The sequence below is a fragment of the Nonomuraea sp. NPDC059194 genome, from assembly GCF_042754765.1.
Lineage (GTDB): Bacteria > Actinomycetota > Actinomycetes > Streptosporangiales > Streptosporangiaceae > Nonomuraea.
The window spans coordinates 156,693-176,861 of sequence record NZ_JBHZBH010000007.1; the positions used below are offsets into that span (position 1 = coordinate 156,693).

General features: G+C 69.7%; 20 protein-coding genes. 5 read left to right on the plus strand and 15 right to left on the minus strand.

The features are described 5' to 3' along the window. Positions 1 to 31: 31 nt before the first annotated feature. The 4 genes from ACFXJ8_RS12620 to purD all read right to left on the minus strand — a co-directional run bounded on the left by ACFXJ8_RS12620 (position 32) and on the right by purD (position 4,907). Complete coding sequence (locus ACFXJ8_RS12620) at positions 32 to 1,321, minus strand: transcriptional regulator (protein ID WP_379643983.1); 1,290 nt, start codon at positions 1,319 to 1,321, stop codon at positions 32 to 34. A gap of 164 nt (positions 1,322 to 1,485) precedes the next feature. After that, positions 1,486 to 2,754, minus strand: coding sequence for a UDP-N-acetylglucosamine 1-carboxyvinyltransferase (gene murA / locus ACFXJ8_RS12625; RefSeq protein ID WP_379643984.1), 1,269 nt, complete (start codon positions 2,752 to 2,754; stop codon positions 1,486 to 1,488). Positions 2,755 to 2,853: 99 nt separating this feature from the next. Continuing rightward, the gene (locus tag ACFXJ8_RS12630) at positions 2,854 to 3,690 is read right to left on the minus strand and encodes a phosphoribosylaminoimidazolesuccinocarboxamide synthase (RefSeq protein WP_379643985.1); all 837 of its coding nucleotides are present in this window, start codon (positions 3,688 to 3,690) and stop codon (positions 2,854 to 2,856) included. Continuing rightward, a complete protein-coding gene (gene purD / locus ACFXJ8_RS12635) occupies positions 3,687 to 4,907 on the minus strand; it encodes a phosphoribosylamine--glycine ligase (RefSeq protein ID WP_379643986.1) in 1,221 nt (406 codons plus the stop codon). Before purD ends, ACFXJ8_RS12630 begins: the two co-directional genes overlap by 4 nt. Positions 4,908 to 5,447: 540 nt before the next feature. On the opposite strand from purD, the gene corA reads away from it, so the two are divergent. Next, positions 5,448 to 6,476: a magnesium/cobalt transporter CorA gene (gene corA / locus ACFXJ8_RS12640; RefSeq protein WP_379643987.1), complete on the plus strand. Its 1,029-nt coding sequence runs from the start codon at positions 5,448 to 5,450 to the stop codon at positions 6,474 to 6,476. 143 nt (positions 6,477 to 6,619) lie between these two features. On the opposite strand, the gene ACFXJ8_RS12645 is transcribed toward corA, so the two are convergent. The 10 genes from ACFXJ8_RS12645 to ACFXJ8_RS12690 all read right to left on the minus strand — a co-directional run bounded on the left by ACFXJ8_RS12645 (position 6,620) and on the right by ACFXJ8_RS12690 (position 14,216). Further along, a complete protein-coding gene (locus ACFXJ8_RS12645) occupies positions 6,620 to 6,988 on the minus strand; it encodes a hypothetical protein (RefSeq protein ID WP_379643988.1) in 369 nt (122 codons plus the stop codon). Beyond that, the gene (locus ACFXJ8_RS12650) at positions 6,985 to 8,643 is read right to left on the minus strand and encodes an IS200/IS605 family accessory protein TnpB-related protein (protein WP_379643989.1); all 1,659 of its coding nucleotides are present in this window, start codon (positions 8,641 to 8,643) and stop codon (positions 6,985 to 6,987) included. Before ACFXJ8_RS12650 ends, ACFXJ8_RS12645 begins: the two co-directional genes overlap by 4 nt. Further along, the gene (locus tag ACFXJ8_RS12655) at positions 8,636 to 9,214 is read right to left on the minus strand and encodes an IS607 family transposase (protein WP_379643990.1); all 579 of its coding nucleotides are present in this window, start codon (positions 9,212 to 9,214) and stop codon (positions 8,636 to 8,638) included. Before ACFXJ8_RS12655 ends, ACFXJ8_RS12650 begins: the two co-directional genes overlap by 8 nt. Positions 9,215 to 9,380: 166 nt before the next feature. Continuing rightward, positions 9,381 to 10,331, minus strand: coding sequence for a glycerophosphodiester phosphodiesterase family protein (locus tag ACFXJ8_RS12660; protein WP_379643991.1), 951 nt, complete (start codon positions 10,329 to 10,331; stop codon positions 9,381 to 9,383). 151 nt (positions 10,332 to 10,482) lie between these two features. Then, the gene (locus ACFXJ8_RS12665; protein ID WP_379643992.1) at positions 10,483 to 11,766 is read right to left on the minus strand and encodes an adenylosuccinate synthase; all 1,284 of its coding nucleotides are present in this window, start codon (positions 11,764 to 11,766) and stop codon (positions 10,483 to 10,485) included. Positions 11,767 to 11,863: 97 nt separating this feature from the next. Further along, the gene (locus tag ACFXJ8_RS12670; RefSeq protein WP_379643993.1) at positions 11,864 to 12,274 is read right to left on the minus strand and encodes a DUF3151 domain-containing protein; all 411 of its coding nucleotides are present in this window, start codon (positions 12,272 to 12,274) and stop codon (positions 11,864 to 11,866) included. A gap of 72 nt (positions 12,275 to 12,346) precedes the next feature. After that, on the minus strand, positions 12,347 to 12,658 hold the full coding sequence (locus ACFXJ8_RS12675) for a hypothetical protein (protein WP_379643994.1): 312 nt from the start codon (positions 12,656 to 12,658) through the stop codon (positions 12,347 to 12,349). Continuing rightward, positions 12,655 to 12,915, minus strand: coding sequence for a hypothetical protein (locus ACFXJ8_RS12680; RefSeq protein ID WP_379643995.1), 261 nt, complete (start codon positions 12,913 to 12,915; stop codon positions 12,655 to 12,657). Before ACFXJ8_RS12680 ends, ACFXJ8_RS12675 begins: the two co-directional genes overlap by 4 nt. 95 nt (positions 12,916 to 13,010) lie before the next feature. Next, entirely contained in the window at positions 13,011 to 13,661 is a 651-nt protein-coding gene (locus ACFXJ8_RS12685) for a formylglycine-generating enzyme family protein (RefSeq protein ID WP_379643996.1), read from the minus strand. Between the two features lie 102 nt (positions 13,662 to 13,763). Continuing rightward, positions 13,764 to 14,216: a helix-turn-helix domain-containing protein gene (locus ACFXJ8_RS12690; protein WP_379643997.1), complete on the minus strand. Its 453-nt coding sequence runs from the start codon at positions 14,214 to 14,216 to the stop codon at positions 13,764 to 13,766. Between the two features lie 351 nt (positions 14,217 to 14,567). Between ACFXJ8_RS12690 and ACFXJ8_RS12695 the strand changes: the two genes are divergently transcribed. Both ACFXJ8_RS12695 and ACFXJ8_RS12700 read left to right on the plus strand, forming a co-directional pair. Next, positions 14,568 to 15,002 carry an iron chaperone gene (locus tag ACFXJ8_RS12695; RefSeq protein WP_379643998.1) on the plus strand — a complete coding sequence of 145 codons (435 nt, stop codon included), beginning with the start codon at positions 14,568 to 14,570 and terminating at the stop codon, positions 15,000 to 15,002. A gap of 58 nt (positions 15,003 to 15,060) precedes the next feature. Next, positions 15,061 to 15,612 (plus strand): DoxX family protein, encoded by a 552-nt coding sequence (locus ACFXJ8_RS12700; RefSeq protein WP_379643999.1) that lies wholly within the window; start codon positions 15,061 to 15,063, stop codon positions 15,610 to 15,612. Positions 15,613 to 15,705: 93 nt separating this feature from the next. Here the strand turns inward: ACFXJ8_RS12700 and ACFXJ8_RS12705 are convergent, their stop codons facing one another. After that, positions 15,706 to 18,546, minus strand: a complete 2,841-nt coding sequence (locus ACFXJ8_RS12705) for a tetratricopeptide repeat protein (RefSeq protein ID WP_379644063.1) — start codon at positions 18,544 to 18,546, stop codon at positions 15,706 to 15,708. Between the two features lie 104 nt (positions 18,547 to 18,650). On the opposite strand from ACFXJ8_RS12705, the gene ACFXJ8_RS12710 reads away from it, so the two are divergent. Beyond that, positions 18,651 to 19,172 (plus strand): carboxymuconolactone decarboxylase family protein, encoded by a 522-nt coding sequence (locus ACFXJ8_RS12710; RefSeq protein ID WP_379644000.1) that lies wholly within the window; start codon positions 18,651 to 18,653, stop codon positions 19,170 to 19,172. A gap of 73 nt (positions 19,173 to 19,245) precedes the next feature. Then, positions 19,246 to 20,160: a pyridoxal-phosphate dependent enzyme gene (locus ACFXJ8_RS12715; RefSeq protein WP_379644001.1), complete on the plus strand. Its 915-nt coding sequence runs from the start codon at positions 19,246 to 19,248 to the stop codon at positions 20,158 to 20,160. Positions 20,161 to 20,169 lie beyond the last annotated feature (9 nt).

The window sequence follows — 20,169 nt, forward strand, 5'->3', positions numbered from 1 at the left end:
GGAAGGAGGGGCGACGGACCGGTGGAGAAGGTCAGCGTGGGCCGAGCTTCTCCACGATCAACCGGTACAGCTGGCGCGGGCGGCCAGGCTGGGGCGTGCGGTTCGGCGGAAGCGGCCACGCGAGTCCCTCGTCAACCAGCGTGCGCAGCAACCGCCGAGCGGTGCGCGGGGTGACCCCGAGCATCTTTCCCGCCCCCTCGGCGTCCACAACCGTGTCGCCGCCCTCCAGTTTCGCCGCCAGCCTGGCGAGCACCTCGATGCCCTTCGGCTTGAGCGGCGTCGATCCCTGAGGAGGCATCCGCGGCGCCGGGATCAGCGCCCGCCCCTCGCGATCGACCGCGAACCCCTGCGCCTGCTTGCCCGCCTGCGAGCGGGCCAGCGCGGCGCGCGCGTGGGATTCGGCGTCATGTGTCGTACGGCCCATGCCCACGCCGACCTCGACGGCCAGGCCGAGCTCGTCGCGGATCCTGGCGGCGAACGGCAGCACCCTGAAGCCGTCGGTCGCGGACGCGATCGATCCGCGCGTGGCGGTGACCAGGTAGCTGTGGTCGTCGATGGGCCACACGGTGGCGTTGATCCTGTTGGCCTCCTGGACCAGCAGCCGGTGCAGCGACAGGCGCAGCTCGTCGCGCCAGTAGCGGGGCGCGGCCCTGCGCACCGGCTCCCGCAGCGTCGGCACCTCGACCAGAACGACCGTGAGTTGTGACTCCTCCAATCTGTGGTGGGCGCCGAGCAGCGCCGCGGTGTGCAGCGCCGTCCGCACGGCCGCCGATGTGGGTCTGATCCTGATGACGGGCACGCCCGCCGTGTGCAGCCGGTCCGCGACCGCCGGAAGGCACGTCAGCGCCCCCGTCGTCGTGCCCTGCCGGGCCAGCCTCTCGTGGTATGCCGCGATGGTGCCCGTCGCGCCCGGTTCGTCGCGGCTGTGCACGTCCGTCGCCGGGATGCCCAGATCGGTGTAGGCCTCCTCAACGTCGGCGCGTGACACCACGTCGATGCTCACCCGTTGCGGGTCGAGCCGCGGGTCGATGGCCGCCTTCGCCAGCGCCGCGACCAGCGCGGCACCGCCGAGCTGGACATACGTCGCCGGCATGGTCAGCACTCCTGACCGCCTTGCCAGGTCGTAGGGGACCGGGCTGGCGAAAAGACACGCGTCAACCCCCGGTCCGAGCCTGGTGACCTTGTCCGCCGCCTCCTGCTCGTCGCGGTAGGCGGCGGCCACGAGGCGGCAGGGCAGAGGCGCCGCGGCATGACCCATCAGCATCACGCGCTCGACCAGATCGTGAGGTCCGACCACACCGATCGTCAGATCCGGTGTCATGGCGCCCGGGCGTGATACTCGGGGTGGCTCTTCGGTCCGCTCGACCAATGTTCGTCCCATCCTGCCGTCCATTGCAGTGCTCTCTTTTGGAACGATCGCTCGCGAGGGCCATAATGTCACGCCCAAATTTTCCAGAAAGTCGCTCTGGAAAGAGTTTCGCCAGCTCAGCCGGGAGAAACCTCGCGGATAATATCCGCGCCCAACGCGCGCATTCGCTCGGCCAGATGGGCATGCCCGCGATCGATCAGATAGCCCGACTCGATGACGGTCTCTCCTTCGGCCGCCAGGCCCGCCAGAACGAGCGCGATTCCCGAACGGAGATCGTGCGCCGTCACCTCGGTGCCGGTGAGCGCGGTGTGGCCGTGGACGGTGGCGGCGTTGTCCTTGACCCTGACGTCGGCGCCCATCTTGTTGAGCTCTCCGGCCAGCGCGAACCGGCCGTCGAAGATGCGCTCGTGGATGTAGCTGATGCCGTCGGCGAAGCACGCCACGGTCATCATCGGCGACTGCAGGTCCGTGGCGAAGCCGGGATAGGTGTCGGTGATGACGTTGATCGGCTTCAGCGGGCTGTTGTGGCAGCGGACGTTGAGCACCGCGCCCTGCGTGGCGAACTCCACGCCCATCTGCTCCAGCTTGTAGCGGACCACGCCCAGGTCGAGGCCGTGGCCGACGAGGTTCAGCTCGCCGCCGGTGATGGCCGCGGCCATGGCGAACACGCCCGCGTCGAGCCGGTCGGGCATCACGGTGTGCTCGACCGCGTGCAGTTCGGTGACGCCCTCGACGGTGATGAACCCGGTGCCGCCGCCGCTGATCTTCGCGCCCATCTTGGTGAGCATGTCGATGACGTCGAGCACCTCGGGCTCGAGCGCGGCGTTCTCGATCACGGTGGTGCCGCTGGCCAGGGCGGCGGCCATGATGAGGTTCTCGGTGCCGGTGTGGGAGGGGGTGTCGAGGTAGAGGGTCGCGCCCGTCAGCCCTGAGGACTTGACGTGGATGACGGTCTCGCTCTCGTCGACGATCGCGCCGAGGCGCTTGTAGCCGAGGTAGTGGAAGTCGAGGTTGCGGCTGCCCAGGTTGCAGCCGCCGACGCCCTCGACCACGGCCTCGCCGAGCCGGTGGAGCAGCGCGGGGGTGAACAGCACCGAACCGCGGAAGCGCCTGGCGATCTCGGCGGGCAGTATCGGGCTGGTCAGCCTGGAGGCGTCGATGACCAGCGTGCGCTCGGCCTCGTGGAGCTCCACGTGCGCGCCGATGACCTGGGCCAATTCGACCGCCCGCCGTACGTCCTCGATGATCGGGACGTTGCGCAGGACCGTACGGCCCTTGGCCGCGAGCAGAGCGGCCCCGATCATGGGCAGCACGGCGTTCTTCGCGCCCTGGATGAACGCGGTTCCACGCAGTGCGTTGCCACCGCGCACGCGGTAACGGACCATTCGCTCCGCTCTCCTCGGTAAAAAGATCTAGCTGAAAGTGATTCGGACGCGCCCACAGTAGCCGTTGCGGACGCCTGACCCGGCCGATTCGCCCCGTGACTACCCGGTAAAGGAGTGTCCGGTGAGGCGTTCGTACGCCTCGACATAGCGCTGGCGGGTCCGCTCGACCACTTCGTCGGGAAGACGAGGCGGTGCTTCGCCGGAGGATTTGTCCCATCCAGATTCCGGCGATGTCAGCCAATCACGGACATATTGCTTATCGAATGAGGGCTGCGCGTGACCCGGCTCCCACGCGTCGAGCGGCCAGAAGCGCGAGGAGTCAGGGGTGAGGGCCTCGTCGCCGAGCGTCAGAACTCCGTTGGAATCCCAACCAAGCTCGATCTTGGTGTCGGCCAGGATGATGCCGCGCTCGCGGGCGATCTCCGCGCCCCTGGTGTAGACGGCGAGCGTGATCCGGCGAAGCTCGTGCGCGGTCTCCTCGCCCACCTTCGCGATCACCTCGTCGAAGGAGATCGGCTCGTCGTGCTCGCCGAGCGGCGCCTTCGTGGACGGGGTGAAGATCGGCTCGGGCAGCCGCGAGCCGTCCTGGAGGCCCTGCGGCAGCTCGACGCCGGAGACGGCGCCGTCGCGGCGGTACTCGCCCAGGCCGCCGCCCGCCAGGTAACCGCGCGCCACGCACTCCACCGGCACCATCCGCAGCGGCTTGCACAGCATGCTGCGCGAATCGGGCGCGACCCCGGCCAGATGGTTGGGGACGACGTCCTTCAGCTGCTCGAACCACCACATCGAAAGCTGCGTGAGGATCGCCCCCTTGTCGGGGATGTCGGGCTGGAGCACGAAGTCGTAGGCCGACAGCCGGTCGGAGGCGACCATCAGCAGCAGGCCCTCGTCGGTCTCGTAGAGGTCGCGAACCTTGCCGGAGTGGAGGTGCTTCATCGGGCGATGTCCGTCCTGTGGTGGGAGCCGCGCAGCCGTACCCTGCCGACCAGCTCGTAGGCGTTGTTCCTGGCGCTCTCCTGGTCGGGGCCGGTGCCGACGACGGCCAGCACCCTGCCGCCCGCGGACACCGTGCGCCCGTCCTTCACCGCCGTGCCGGCGTGCAGGACGTAGGCGTGCTCGGTCGGCTCCAGGCCGGTGATCTCGTCGCCCTTCACCGGGTCGGCCGGGTAGTTCTCCGCCGCGACCACGACGGCCACCGCCGAACCCTCGCGGTAGGCCAGCGGCGGCTGCTCGCCCAGCGTGCCCGTCGCGCACGCCATCAGCACGCCCGCCAGCGGAGTCTCCAGGCGGTCGAGCACCACCTGCGTCTCCGGGTCGCCGAACCGCGCGTTGAACTCGATGACCTTCGGCCCCTTCGAGGTCAGCGCCAGACCCACATACAGCACCCCGTTGTACGGCAGGCCGCGCCGCGCCAGCTCGTCCACCGTCGGGTGCACGACCTCGCGCATCACCTGCTCCGACAGGCCCTCCGGCGCCCACGGCAGCGGCGTGTAGGCGCCCATGCCGCCGGTGTTCGGGCCCTCGTCGCCGTCGTAGGCGCGCTTGAAGTCCTGAGCGGGCTGCAGCGCCACCGCCGTCGCGCCGTCGCACAGCGCGAACAGCGACACCTCGGGACCGTCGAGGAACTCCTCGATCACCACCCGCTCGCACGCCCGCGCGTGGTCCAGCGCCTGCTCCAGGTCGCCGGTGACGACCACGCCCTTGCCTGCCGCGAGCCCGTCGTCCTTGACCACGTACGGGCCGCCGAACTCCTCCAGCGCCCGCCGGGCCTCCTCCGGCGTCGCGCAGGTGTACGACCTGGCGGTGGGAACGCCCGCGGCGTTCATGATGTCCTTGGCGAACGCCTTCGACCCCTCGATCATCGCCGCCTCGCGCCCTGGGCCGAAGCACGGGATCCCGGCCGCCCGCACCGCGTCGGCCACGCCCGCCACCAGCGGCGCCTCGGGGCCGACGACGACCAGGTCGGCGCCCAGCTTCTCGGCCAGCTCGGCGACCTGCAACGGGTCGGTGGGGACGATGTCGTGCAGGCTCGCGACCTCCGCGATGCCGGCGTTGCCGGGCGCACAGTGGAGCTCGGAAACCTGGGGGTCGAGTTTGAGCGAGCGGCACAGGGCGTGTTCCCGCCCGCCGGATCCAATCACAAGAACGCGCACCCGCTCATTGTCCCAGCTCGCGTGCCGCCGCTCTCACCCGCGTGCGCGCCACCCGCTGCGCCTGCGGGCGCGGCACCCGTCCCGCCTCAGGGGAGCCCCCGGAGAACGCCCGCCATCGGGCGAGCCGCACGGCTCAGCCGAGGGTCCGATGCATGGAAGCGGATGTGCCGGAACCGGGACGAATCTTTGTCAGCTTCTACGTGATCGGTAGACGCTTCAACCAGTAAAGTGTGGGAGGTTCACCGGCCCGTGGTAGGTTGGGTCGGCTTTGCGGCTTCTTGGTGATTGGAGGTGGTCCGGGATGAATCCTGGTGATCCCAGCAGTACTCGCCCGCGCACGATCATCGTGCGCACCCCCGACCACTCCAATTCGGCAGCCTGATCGTGCCTCCACGCATCTCCAGATTGAGGTGATCTTTCGTCACGCGTGGACCGTGCCAGGTCGGGCGGGAAGGGACTGCCATGCGCTCGTCCACCATTTTCCGTCGCATCAACCGTCACCCCGTGCCCGTGCACACCGCTCGTCAGCTGAGCAGGCCCATGGGTGAATGCATTCCGCCGGTCGACTCCATCGTCGAGTACGGCGCCTACATCAACGGCAAGAAGATCTGCGCCGACGGCATCGTCGAGTCGCTCCAGCTCGTCCGCCAGCACAACCTCGACAACGACGGCGCCAAGGCCTTCGTCTGGGTCGGCCTCCACGAGCCCGAGGCGCCCGAGGTCGAGTGGCTGGCCGAGGTGTTCGGCCTGCACCCCCTGTCGGTCGAGGACGCGGTCAAGGCCCACCAGCGTCCCAAGATCGAGCGTTACGGCGACTCGCTGTTCATGGTGCTGAAGACCATCGCCTACCTCGACCACGACGAGCTCACCGCGACCAGCGAGATCATCGCCACCGGCGAGATCATGGTGTTCCTCGGCGCCGACTTCGTGGTGACCGTACGGCACGGGCGGCACTGCCCCCTCACCGAGGTGCGCGAGAAGCTCGAGGACAAGCCCAAGCTGATCAACCGCGGCCCCACCGGCGTACTGCACGCGATCTCCGACCACGTCGTCGACCGCTACCTCCAGGTCGCCGACCTCATGCAGCTCGAACTCGAAGAGGTCGAGGCCACCGTCTTCGCCGACGTCAGCTCCCGCGACATCAACCGCATCTACCAGCTCAAGCGGGAGATGCTGGAGATGAAGCGCGCCGTCACCCCGCTGCAGGCACCCATGGCCTCGCTGCCCCAGCGCCGTGTCATCCCCAGCGAGATGCGCGAATACTTCCGGGACGTCAGCGACCACCTGGCCAGGGTGTGCGAGCAGGTCGAGTCGTCCAACGAGCTCTCCAACTCGATCCTGCAGGCGGCGCTCGCCCGCTCCAACACCCTCGCGAACGAGGACATGCGCAAGATCTCGTCGTGGGTGGCGATCATCAGCGTGCCCACGATGATCGCGGGCATCTACGGCATGAACTTCGACGTGATGCCGGAGCTGCGGCAGGCGTGGGGGTATCCAGTGGTGATCGGCGTCATGATCACGGCCTGCACGCTGCTGTATCGCGGCTTCCGCCGTAACGGCTGGCTCTGATCCCTCGCAGGCGCCCTCCACCACCGAACGCGGCAGGGCCACGACGACCCTGCCGCGCCGTGTGAAACGACGTCGCGGCCCGAGGGGAGCGACAGGGTGTCAGCTCTCGCTTTCGCGGCCCAGCGGGCCGAACGCCTCGTCCTTCACCTGCCCGAGGACCTCGTCCCCCGGCCCGTAGGCGGTGACGGTGACCGGCGGGTGAGGCGGGTCTCCACCTCGCGGGTCCGGTCGCCGGTGACCTGGTCGGGCGGCGTATGGACTACCCGTTCGCGGCCCCAGCGCGGACTTCGCCAGCGGCCGACCTGCTCGCGGTACATGACCCGGCGCACGTACGCCTCGGGACTGTCGCGGATCCCCCGCCGGTGGGTCGCGGTCTTGGCCAACGCTGTTTGCAGCAGGCCCTCGGCGGTGTGCTGGTCGCCGGTCAGGACGTAGGCGAGCTGATGAGGCTGTCGGAGCGCGCGACGACGAACTCGGTGAAGTCGCGCTGGTGGGGTCTCCTCGGGTCTCACCGTTCCTCGTCAGTGATCAGGAGTGGGTCTTGGACCCGCTGCCCGGCACTGCGCGCATCCCGAACGGTGGTGGATGCGCTGGTCGCCCGCGTTCCTTGGATGTTCCCTGTCTGGCTATGTGCATCAGGTGCACGTTCCGTGACGGGGCGGCGGGTTTCCTCACGCCCCCGGGCACCACGATCGGCCTGGACGGTCCGATGCCCAGCACCATCGCTCTGGTGATGCTGGGGCGGTGTCGTCCGTCGCCGGATCGGATGCCCGAGGGCGCGTCGCCCGATCGCGACGCTCGCGGCATCGTGACGGGACATCTTCCTGGTCCTGCTGGTCAACGGCCGGCGCCAGTGCTCGTCGCCCCACTGCGAGGTGTAGGCCGGGTCCACGGCCACGATGGACACATTCATCTCGGCTGCCATCGACACCAGCCGCGCCTTGAGCCTGCCGGTGGGGATGCCGGAGATGAGCTGCCGGAACCGCTTGTTACGGCCGTGCTTCTCGCGGGTCTTCTCGGCGGTGAAGTCCAGGTCCTCGATACCGATCGCGGCCACACCACACTGTTTGGCCCAGTGCAGGAGCCGGGTGATGGCGTGCCGGATCTGCGCGTCCCGATGGGGGGCGGTGCCGGACAGGTCGTAGAAGAAGCGGTGCGGGTCGCCGACCGGGTTGCCGCAGGCGTCGAGCCGGTAGGCCGCGAAGTGGTCGGCGTTCGTATCGACACCGACCATGCCCTTGGCGCGGGCCGCCTCCAGCGGGATCGTCGTCACGACCGGGCGTTGCCAGGACGCGGTGAGGTACCAGCGACCACGGGGAACGTCGTAGTGGATGCGGTAGGCCACAGCACGGTTCGCGCTGATCCGGTCGGCCCACTCCTCGCCCCGGTGCGCGAAGGCGACACGGGCGGACAGGACGTAGCGGCCGTTGCGGGCGTTGGCCAGGTGGGCGAGCGGAGCGGGCAGCTTGATCGACACTTCGCCTTCGGGGGTGACGCGGAGGGTTTCGTTGCCGTACCGCTTGCCCGACTCACCGTCCGCGGCCAGAAACCAGCGCTCCGCCTCCCACCGCTGCCGCCACTCCTGCTCACTGAGCTGGGCTTTCGCGAGGTTGTGCCGGGTGCCCAGCAGACGGCGACCGCCGCGCACCACGTGCACGATACCGGCCTCACGCTCAGCCCGCTCCCGCTCCAGCCGGCACTCAAGCGCTGCCAGACGGCGCGACTTCATGAACCACTCGTGCTCGGAGCGGTATCCGCCCGGCGCCCGCTTGGTTCCCTTCTGTCCGATGGGCTGGGAGAGCCGGTGCCTCAGCGTACGGACACCAGCTTCGAGGCTATCGATGTGCGCGAGCTGGCAGCGGCGCGACAGCGCCCACTGATCGTGGCTCGCCTTGGTGATCGAACCGGCCCACCGGGAGGAGGACTCGGCGGTCAAGGCCCGCTTACGGGCCGCCCACGTGTCCGCGGAGTGCTCCAGACCATCCGCACAACGGGCCTTGAGATCACGGGACGCCAGAGAGCCCAGATGATCACCTACCAGCCGGAGGACTGTCTCGTCCTCGGGCGTGAGGTGCTTGAGCCGGTCGCGTATCGCCACCCCGGACGGCCCGAGCGCGACGAACGGCGCGTCGATGGCGCGCAGTTGCTTGTTGTTCGGCTCAGTCATCGGCCGCCGCAGCTTGCAGGGCCTTGCGGGCGCGGCTCTTCGCCGATCGGCGGCCGTACAGACGGGCACACAACGACGTCAGTACCTCGACCATGTCCCGCACCAGATCGTCTTCGACCTCGCCCTCGTCCAGCGCCACCAGACGACGGCCGGTCGCCGACAGCGCGGCCTCGACCAGCTCCACGTCCATCCGGCCGAGCCGGTCCTTGTGCTCCACCGCCACGGTGGTCACCTGTGGATCGGCCAGCAGGCGCCGGGCCTTCGTGCGGCCGCCGTTCATCCCGGAGGAGATCTCGGATTCGATCCGCACCACCCGGTACCCGGCCTTTGCCGCCCACTGAGACAACCGGACGAGCTGGCGTTCCAAGTCGGCTTTCTGGTCGTGTGAGGACACGCGGGCGTACAAGCCCAGGCCACCGGTCACAGACGGTGAGGTGTTCGCGTCGATGTTGACCAGGATCGTGCGCGGCCCCACGCGTTCCGCGGGGACCGGCAACGTGCCCTCACGGAACCAACGGTAGGCGGTACGAGGGGCGATCCCCTGTGCTCGCGCCCACTCCGTCAGGTTCACAAGGCGAGATCGTACATCGCTCATGGACAGCAAAGGATGCTTATGAACATTCAATCCGAAGCAGTTCCCGACCCCTTAGACGGGGGCGAGCCCGTGGATCTATGGCGTCGCGAGTCACCGGCCGCGCAGGCGTGGCTCTCCGGATGCGATGGGCGCAGGGCGGAGGTCAGACGCCGACTGGCTTGAGGGGGCCGACGGGCCGGGGGAGGGGGAGCCCGCGCTCCTCCCACACCTGCCGCATCCGGTCCGGGTAGTCGGTGACGATGCCCGCCACGCCCAGGTCGAGCATCCGTCCGGCCCGCTCCGCGTCGTTCACCGTCCACACCGCGACGGGCAGCTCGGCCGCGGCCGCCTGCGCCATCAGCGCCTCGTCCACCATCACGTGCTCAGGCGACAGCGTCGTGCCCCCGGCGGCGCGCGCCGCGGCGGGGATGTCGTCGCCGAGGTCGTCGTGCCAGTGGAGGCTGGCGCGCTCGATCAGCGCGAACCGCCGCGTGTCGGGCGCCAGCCTGGCCGCGTGTCCGATGATGCGCCAGTCGAAACTGAGGATGGCCGCGTTGCCGAGCCTGCCGTGCCTGTCGAGCTCGGCCACGACCGCCTCGGTGAACTCCAGCGGATCCGACGTCAGCTCCGGCCTGGTCGGGTCGGACTTCAGCTCGATGTGCAGCCGCACCGAGGCGGCGTCGTAGGCGTTCACCAGCCCGAGCACCGCGCCCAGCGTCGGCATGCGGGTCTCCGGCATGGGCTTCTGGGTGAGCGCGAACCTGTCGTCGGGGTGCCGCGGCAGCCGTACGCCCACGTCCAGCATGCGCAGCTGGGCGTGCGTGAGGGCGTTGATGGGCTTGCCCACGTAGGGGAACATCGGGTCCTGCGCGGTCAGCGGCCGCGTGTCGGCGCTCGTCACCGCGGAGACGGTGAGATCGTGGGTGAGCACCAGGCGCCGGTCGGCGGTGAGCGCGACATCGAGCTCCAGCGCATGGACGCCGAGCTCCATGGCATGGCTCAACCCGGGCAGGGTGTTCTCGGGCCAGAGACCTCTGGCACCCCGGTGACCGTGAATTTCGACATGCACACGGGGGACCCTACCGCCCGCCCGCCGCGATGGCGCACCTGCCACGCCGGTAGCTGTTTGTCCTGATCTCTCCGCTTCTTTCTCCCTGTACGGCTACCGCACGGGAAAGCCCACCGCGGTGACCACGGTGGGCTTGGCACGGCTTGCCGTACGGGATGGAGGACGTCAGCGCCCGCGCCGGACGGCGGCCCGGCGGTCAGACCAGGGAGTGGAGCTGGATCGTCTGGTCGCGGCCGGGGCCGACGCCGATCGCGGAGATGCGCGACTCGCTCAGCTCCTCCAGCGTCCGCACGTAAGCCTGCGCGTTCGGCGGCAGGTCCTCGAAGGTCTTGGCCTTCGAGATGTCCTCCTGCCAGCCGGGGAACTCCTCGTAGATCGGCTTCGCGTGGTGGAACTCCGTCTGCGTCATCGGGATCTCGTCGTGGCGCACCCCGTCGACGTCGTACGCCACGCACACCGGGATCCGCTCCAGCCCCGACAGCACGTCCAGCTTGGTGAGGAAGAAGTCGGTGACCCCGTTGATCCGCGTGGCGTAACGCGCGATGACCGCGTCGAACCAGCCGCAGCGGCGGTTGCGTCCGGTCGTGACGCCGTACTCGCCGCCCGTGGTGCGCAGCCAGTCGCCGACCTCGTCGGTCAGCTCCGTCGGGAACGGGCCCGAGCCGACGCGCGTCGTGTACGCCTTCAGGATGGCGATCACCCGGGTGAGCCGGTTCGGCGGGATGCCCGCGCCCGCGCACGCCCCGCCGCTGGTCGGCGACGACGACGTGACGAACGGGTAGGTGCCGTGGTCGATGTCGAGCAGCGTGCCCTGGCCGCCTTCCAGCAGCACGAACTTCTCCTCGTCCAGCGCCTTCTTCAGCACCAGCGAGGTGTCGGCGATGTGCGGCTTGAGGCGCTCGGCGTAGCCGAGGTACTCCTCCAGCACTTTCTGCCCGTCGATGCCGCGCCGGTTGTAGACCTTGGTCAGCACCTGGTTCTTCTCGCCGAGCACCGCCTCGATCTTCTGCGCGAGGATGCCGGGGTCGAGCAGGTCCTGCACGCGGATGCCCATGCGGTAGATCTTGTCGCCGTAGGCGGGCCCGATGCCGCGCCCCGTCGTGCCGATCTTCGCCTTGCCGAGGTAGCGCTCGGTCACCTTGTCGATGGCCTTGTGGTGGGGCATGATCAGGTGGGCGTTCGCCGAGATCAGCAGCCGTTCGGCGGAGATGCCGCGCTCGGCGAGGCCGTCCAGCTCCGACAGCAGCACGCCGGGGTCGATCACCACGCCGTTGCCGATCACGGGAACCACGTCGGGCGACAGGATGCCGGTGGGCACGAGGTGAAGGGCGTATTTCTGGTCGCCGATGACGATCGTGTGACCCGCGTTGTTACCGCCCTGGTAGCGGACCACGTAGTCGACGGCACCGCCCAGCAGGTCGGTGGCCTTACCCTTGCCCTCATCGCCCCACTGGGCGCCCAAGACAACGACAGCCGGCATGGTTATCTCTCCCGCGCAAAACGAAAACCCCTGACGCAAGTGCGACAGGGGCTCTTGCGTGGAGAGACTACCCGAGTTGGGCCAAACGTCCCAAGAGCTAGCTCTTGGCGAGCGCGTCGTAGGCCTCGCTGCTGCTGTCCTTGAGGAACTGCAGGCACCGCTCGGCCTCCTCCTTCTCGCCGATCGCCTGGGCGGCCCTGGACAGCGCGTAGAGGCAGCGCAGGAAGCCGCGGTTGGGCTCGTGCTCCCACGGGACCGGCCCGTGACCCTTCCAGCCGCTCCTGCGGAGCTGGTCAAGCCCCCGGTGGTAGCCGGTGCGGGCGAAGGCGTAGGAGGTCACGGCGTGGCCGTTGGCGAAGTACTCGTCCGCGAGCGCGGCCCAGGCCGCCGGGTAGGCGGGGAAGCGCGCTGCCACGTCGGACGCCTTAGCGCCGGATTCCAGCGCCTCTCGGGCCTCGGGCAGGTCCGGCAGGTGAGTCGGGGGCGGCCCGGCGAGAAGGTTATCCATAGGACAAGTCATACCCGCCAGGCGGCAGAAGTGGCTAGGAGATCTTTGTCGCAGTGCCTGAGGAGCGTGATGTCAGCCGGTGATGCCGAAGATGGTGGAGATCATGCCGCGTAGGGCGGGGAGCTGAGCTTCGGGCAAGTCCCCGATCTTGCCCTTCAGCCGCACCACGGCCACGGTCGAGATGCGGTCGATCATCGCGGACTGGCCGTTTCCGACGTCGACCACGAAGGCGGTCAGGGCGTGGGCCATGTCCGCCGCCTCGACGTGCGCAGTGAGCACGTTGTCGTTGTAGAGCGTGTGGTAAAAGTCGCCGGACACGACAAGGCGGACTTCGTCGCGGTCGCCAAGCTGGACGGACCACAGTTCCCCGAAGCGGTGGCTCACGCGGCCTCGCCTGAGCGGCGCTCGGCGGTGACGTGCTGGACGTCCTCGGCGAGGAGCCGTTCGTCGGTTTCCTGGGTGGCGACAGCCCCGGAGCCGTAGACCGCGGCGCGGGCGGCCGAGCTGTGGGTGGCGGCGATCTCGCGGAGGGCGCCGCGTTCCAGAACGGTCGAGACGCTGATGCTGTGCGCTTCTGCGTGCTTGCGCACCGCTTCCAGGATCCACGGGGCGATGCTCACTGACGTTCTGCCTTTAGCCATACCAGGAGTGTACCCGCGCAGTATTACGTCATGTATGAGGATCGGTGAACTCTACTGTCGAAGACGTCGGGGCCGGACTGGGCGCGTCCCCCTGGTCACAGCGATCGAGCGAGCCGGAAGCCGAGGTCGTCGATGCGGAAGCTCGGGTGGCTCTTGCGGCGGCACGACGCCCGGCATCCCCTGGGCCGATCATGCGCGCCTCCGCCGCGGAACACCCGGTACGGGCCGTAGACGCCGGGATCGTAGACGTCCCAGCACCACTCCCACACGTTGCCGATCATGTCGTGGAGCCCCCACGCGTTCGGCGCCCTGGTCCCGACGTCGTGCACCCGGCCGCCGGAGTTCCCGCGGTGCCAGGCGATCTCGTCCAGCTCTCCGTAGCGGACGCCGGAGGTCCCGGCCCTGCAGGCGTACTCCCATTCCGCCTCGGACGGCAGGCGGTAGCCGTCGGCCGCCCAGTCGCAGATCACGTCCTGCGCGTCGGGGTCGTCGCCCATCGAATAGCAGGGTTCGAGCCCGCTCGCCTGCGAGAGCAGGTTGCAGAACCGGACGGCCTCCGTCCAGGAGACCTCGGTCACCGGGGTCCGCGGCCCCGCCGAGCTGACGGCCGCCGCGCCGCACACGGCGCGGTACTGCTCGCGGGTCACCGGGTACGGCGCCAGCCGGAAGGCCCCGACCTCGACCTTCCAGTTCGTCTTCGTGCCCTCGTCCCGCAGAACGATCTCCCCGGCGGGAATCTCGATCACGCGGCGCGCAGCCGGGCGTCGAGCGCGTGCTGCACGGTGGCCACCGGCGACGCGGCAGGATCGCACATCAGCACCGGCACCCAGGGCCGCTCCCGCATCACGTCAGGCACCGCCGATCTGCCCGTCGAGTAGGCCGTTGCCGTCGCCGACGATGCCGTCGAGCAGGTTCAGCAGGTCGGCGGTGGCGGCGGTGCCGCCCAGTATCACGATCTTCATGCGGCTCCGCTCCTCGTCATGGACCGTCTGGACGCCCAGCGGGTGCGCGGGGTCGTGAGCGGTGTTCGCGTAGGCCATGACGAGCGTGCCGAGCCGGTCGGCCGCGCCCCGGTCGACGCCGTCGATCTGCACGATGCTCGACACCTCCACCCGCGCGGGCCCCGCCTGCGCCGGCTGCGGTCGTCCGATCAGCGCCTCCAGGTCGGCACGGGCGATCCGGTACTGCTTGCCGATCCGTACGGCCTTGAGCCGGCCGGAGCGGATGTAGCCGCGCACGGTGCGCACGTGCAGGCCGAGCCGGTCCGCCACCTGTTCGACCGAGTACATATCTTCCCTCATCACTCCCTAATGTAGGCCATATAGGGAGTGATGCGTAATGCTCAACGGCTAGTGCGCCGCGTCCAGCCGTACTCGCTGGTCCTCCGTCAGCTCCAGGTCGACCGCGGCCAGGCTCTCCTCGAGCTGCGCCACCGAGGACGCCCCCACCAGCGGAATCACCGGGAACCTGCCGCCGATCTGCCAGGCGCCGGTACGGTGTCGCGGATGTGCCGCTGGGTCGAGATGCCGGTGGATCGGCTGCGCATCGTGGGCGCATCGCGGATCTAATTGTGGTGCATCGCGGATGTATCAACCCTGTGGGACAACCTTGGGGTTGTCAGCAAGACGGCACCGCGAACAAGGGGCACCGAGATGACCGCCACCAAGACCTTCGACGGCTTCACCACCGAAGAGCGCGCCGCGATGAAGGCCCACGCCGCAGAGCTCAAGGCCAGCGCCCGCCGCGGCGCCAAGGCCGACACCGAGGCCGACGTCCTGGCCAAGATTGCCGAGCTGGAGGAGCCCGACCGCCACCTCGCCGAGCGCATCCATGCCATCGTTAAGACCGCCGCACCGGCGCTGACCGCCAAGCTGTGGTACGGCATGCCCGCCTACGCCCGCGACGGCAAGATCGTGTGCTTCTTCCAGCCCGCGCCCAAGTTCAAGGCCCGCTACGCCACGCTCGGCTTCAATGACGTGGCCAACCTCGACGAGGGCACCATGTGGCCCACCGCCTACGCCCTGACCACGCTGACCGACGCCGACGAGGCCAGGATCGCCGCCCTGATCCAGCAGGCGGCGAGCTGACCCCGAGCCATGGTGCACGGCCACTCCCCACGAACTCACCATGAAAGGCGTAACGGAAATGAGCACGCACGTCAGCACCAGCCTGCCCAGCAAGGCCCGTCAAACGATGTTCAACCTGAACAGCGCACTGTGGCTATTCCAAGTGCTGTGGGGCTTCTTCTTCGCCGGCAGCGGTTTCGGCAAGGTGCTTCTGTACGACGGCGCCCTCTACGCGGCTGCACCCCGGGCCGTGGCCTGGTACGCCGTCGTCCCGCAGCCCCTGATCGTCCTCATCGGAGTCGTCGAGGTGCTCGGCGGCATCGGCCTGATCCTCCCCGCGATGACCGGCGTCAAGCCGAAGCTCACGCTGCTGGCCGCGGCAGGCCTGACCCTGACGATGATCCTCGCGGCTGCTTTCCATCTCATGCGCGGCGAGTATGACCTGATCCCCATGAATCTCGTCCTGGGCGTCGTTACGGCGTTCATCACGGTCGGCCGATGGAAGCTCAGGCCCACCGCGGCGGCGACCCTGACCACTCCCGGTCTCCTCAAGTCGCTCGCGGTCCTCGTGGTGATGGCCCTGCTGGTGTTCGCTCCGACGTGGTACACGATGACCCACGTCCAATTTTGAGCCGCGAGTGTCAATGTGCGACCGACATTGATCGTTTACGCCTGGGTCTGGGGCGTCTGCCGGAGGCGGCCATGCCGCGCGCATGAGGGTTGATCACGGGTCCAGCTCCCGCAGGAGGGCGCCGATGTCGGTAACCTCGGGGACGGCCAGCGCGGTGTAGAGGCCGAGGGCCTGGGTGGCGTGGTGGCGGGCTTGCGCGCGCTCGCCTTGCTGGTGATGGGCGCGGGCCAGGCCGTCGTGGGCGCGGGCTTGTTCGGGCAGGTTGTTGTGGGCCAGGGCCAGCCGCAGGGCTTCCTGGTGTTCGTCGATCGCGCGCACCGGGTCGTTGGCTGCCCGCCGTACCTCGCCCAGACCGTTGATCGCCTCGGCCTCGTCGCTGGCGTAGCCGAGTTCGCGGTAGAGGTCTCTGGCCTGCTCGTGGTGCTCGCGGGCGGAGTCGTAGCGGCCCATGCGGTGGTGGACGCTGCCGAGCCGGTCCAGGACCAGCGCCTCACCGCCCCTGTTGCCGAGCTGCCGGTGCAGGTGGAGCGCCTGGGTCAGGTGCTCGTGCGCGGCATCCAGCAGCCCTTGCCGCTTGTCGACGCTGCCGAGGTTGCCCAGGACGTGCGCCTCGCCGACGTGGTTGCCGATCTCGCGGCACATGGTGAGCGCGATCTCCAGATGGGTGCGGGCAGTGTCGTACTCGCGCTGGCGCCAGTACACGTTGCCCAGCGTGTTGTGGGCGCGCGACTGCGACAGGCGGTCGCCGCTCTGGCCGCCGATCTTGATCGCCTCCTGGGAGTGGTCGATGGCTTCGGCGTAGCGGCCCAGCCGCCAGCATTCCCAGCCCAGGTCGGTGAGGGCCTTGGCCTGACCCGGACCGTCTCCTCTCCGCCGCGCCACCTCAAGCGCCCGGGTGTGCAGGGCGAAGGCGTCCGTGTGATGGGCGTGGCCCAGGTAGGGGCGCAGAATGGAGGCCAGGTGCCCGGTGTGGACGGGCCAGTCCCGCTCGGCCGTGTAGGTGCCGACGGCGATCAGGTTGGCGCGCTCGGCCTCCAGCCAGGCGCCGGCCGAGGCGGGCCCGGGCAGGTCGAGCGGCGGGGTGGTGGGCGGGGTGATGTCGGGGCGCTGGGCGTTGCCGTAGGGGTAGAGCTGGTCCATGGCGACGCGGGCGGTGTAGAGGTAGTGGTCGAAGAGCCTGGTCAGCGCGTCGTGGCGGGCTGCGGCCGATTCGGTGGCGGCGGCGGTGGCCAGGGCGTGCTCGCGCAGCAGGCCGTGGAAGGTGTAGCGGCCTGGCTCGTGCTGGAGCAGCATGTGGGCGTCGAGCAGGTCTTCCAGCAGGTTCTCCGCCTCATCCAGCGGCAGGTCGGCCAGTGCGGCCGCCACGTGGGGATCGACGTCGTGCCCGGGGTGCAGCCCGAGCAGCCGGAACATGTGCTGCTGCTCCTGGCTCAGGTACTGGTAGGACATGGTGAAGGCGGCGGCCACGCCGCGGTCGGCGGTGGACAGCTCGGTGAGCCGCCGCCGCTGGTCGCGCAGCCTGCCCGCCAGATACTCCACGGTCCAGCGCGGCCGGTGGTAGAGTCGCGCGGCCGAGATCCGGACCGCCAGCGGCAGAAACCCGCATAGCTGCAGGACGTCCAGGACGGCGATCGGCTCGGCGTTGGAGCGCTCGCCGACGATCCGGGTGAACAGGTCGATCGCGTCCCTGGCGGGCAGCAGGTCCACCGTCATGGACTGCACGCCGTCCAGGTCGGTCAGCCGCCGCCGGCTCGTGATCATGATCAGGCTGCCGGTCGTGCCGGGCAGCAGGGGACGGACGTGGTCGGCGCCGCCGGCGTTGTCCAGGACGACGATCGCGCGCCGCCCGACCAGCTCTGATCGCCACAGCTCCGCGCGCGCGGTCAGGCTGGGCGGGATCCGTTCGGCGGGCACGCCGAGCTGCCTGAGCAGGACCTCCAGCGCGGCCAGCGGTTCCATGAGCGCCTGGTCGGCGGTGTGCGCCTGCAGATCGACGAACAGTTGCCCGTCGGGATAGGCATCGGCCAGGCGGTGTGCCGCGTGGATGGCCAGCGCGGTCTTGCCCACCCCGGCCATGCCGTCGATGGCCGCGACCGTCACCGCCGTGCAGGCCTTGCCGAGCCGGTCCAGCTCGCCCTCGCGCCCGGCGAAGTCGGGGATGTCAAAGGGGAGATAGTTGGCTCTGGTCGCCTTGGCGGGAGCGGGCCGCTGTGGTGCGGAGGCGGGCAGGTACAGGCCAGGGTCGTCCTTGAGGATCGACTCCTCCAGGAGGGTGAAGGCCCGTCCGGGGTCCAGGCCCTGCTCCTCGACCAGCCTGTCGCGAAAGGCCCTGGCGACCGACAGCGCGTCGGCCTGGCGGCCGGCGCGATGCAGGGCCAGCATCAGGTGGCCGCACAGCCGCTCGCGCAGGGGGTGTACGGCCAGCTCTGCCGTCAGCTCGTCCAGGATCTCCTGATGGCGTCCAAGGGAGAGTTCAAGGTCCATCAACCGCTCAAGGGCCGACAGCCGGCGGTCCTCCAGGCGGGCCCGCGCGTCGGCGACGTAGTCGGCGTTGAGGGCGCCCAGCGGCTGGCCGCGCCACATCGCCAGGGCCTGGCGCAGCAGCGGGACCGCCTTGGCGGGCTCCTCGGCCGCCGCGTCGGAAACGGCCTTCTCAAAGATCCACAGGTCGAGCTGGCCGGGCAGCGGGTCGATCACATATCCAGAGGGTCTGGTCTGCAGGCGCTCGGCCATCGACACTGTCCGCAGTGCCCGGCGGATCGCCGTCACCGCGGCGTGGATCTGTGCCCGCGCGGTGTCCGGCGGTGTCAGGCCCCACATGGCGGAAATGAGCCGGTCTGCGCTGAGCACCGTCCCGGCGTGCAGGAGCAGGTAGCCAAGAACGGCACGGTGGCGGGGCGCGGTCCCCCCCAGGGGGCGCCCGCCGTACGACATCTCAACTGGACCAAGAATGGTGAATAGCACGTAACTCCTCTAAAGAGGGCATGTATCGCAAACACATCGCAGACCTATCAACTGGTCGGTCCATGATTCCTCACATGAACGGACTGCCTCTGATCGACCCCGAGACCGCCACCGGCGACACGGCCGAGTTGCTCGCGGCGGCCCAGCAGGCCTGCGGCCTGACTCCGAACCTGTCCAGGGTCCTGGCCAACAGTCCGGCCGTCCTGCGCGGCTATCTGGGGTTCGGTCGCGCCCTGCGGGAGGGCGGCAGCCTGCCCGCCGCCGTACGCCAGCAGATCTCGCTCATGGTGGCACAGCACTACGGGAGTGAGTACGGCCTGTCGGCCCACACCTTCCTCGGCACCAAGCTCGCCGGGCTGAGTGAGGAGGAGGCGGCAAGGGCCCGCCGGGGCGAGTCCCGCGATCCGCAGGCCGCGGCGGCGCTGGCGCTGGCCTCCTCACTCCTACACCGGTGGGAGCCCGCGACGGCGGGTGGTCTCACCCCGGCGCAGGTCGTCGAGACGGTCGCCGAGGTGGCGCTGGCCACGCTGCGCGTCCACCTGGCCAACGCCGGCCGGATCCCCAACGATTGGCCGCTGGTGCGCCCCACCGACTGACCGCCGCATGGCAGGGTCCCATACGGGACCCTGCCATTGTGCTTTGCGGCTAATGCCCTACAGTGTCCCGATCATGCTTACTTATGGCGATGTCAAGGACGCGGCCCGGCGGATCGCCGGCGTCGTCAGGCCGGTCACGGTCACGGCGGCGGTGCCCGGCGAGGTGGCGCTGGCTCTGGAGTTCATGCAGGTCACCGGCTCGTTCAAGGCGCGCGGCGCGGCCAACTACGTCGCGGCGCTGCGCGAGGGCGGCGCGATGCCCGGGGCCGGTCTGATCACTTCGACGGGCCGCAACGCCGACCTCGGATTCGCCTGGGCGGCCGGACGATACGGGGTCCCCGTCACCTCCTTCCTCCCGCTCGCCGCCCCGCCCCTCAAGGCGGCCCGGCTCCGAGCGCTGGGCGCGGACGTGCGCCTGGTCGAGGGCGACCCGGTGGAGGCCTCGCGGGCCTTCGCGGCCCAGAGCGGCGCGGTGGACGCCTACGAGGCGGACGTGCGGCTGTCGTCGGCGGGCGCGGGCACGCTGACGCTCGAGATCGCCGAGGCGGTCTCCGGCCTGGACACCATCGTCTGCGCGGTCGGTGCCGGTGGCATGTTCTCCGGCATCACCGCCGCGGCCGACCACCTCGGCATCCGGGTCGTCGCCGTCGAGCCCGAAGGCTGCCAGGCACTGTACGCCGCCCTCAAGGCCGGCCAGATCGTCGATGTGCCCGTGGAGTCGGTGGCCTCCGAATCACTGGGGTCCCTGCAGGTCATCCCCGACGCCTTCGCCTGGGCGCGGCAGGCCGACGTCCGTTCGGTCCTGGTCGATGACCAGGCCATCATCGGCGCCCGGCAGGCGCTGTGGGATGAGCGGCGGCTGTGCGTGGAGCACGGATCGGCGGCCCCGCTGGCGGCGCTGGCCAGCGGGGCCTACACGCCCTCACCCGGGGAGAAGGCCGCCGTCGTCCTGTGCGGCGGCAACACCAACCCCGCCGACCTCGCCTGAAACGCGCCC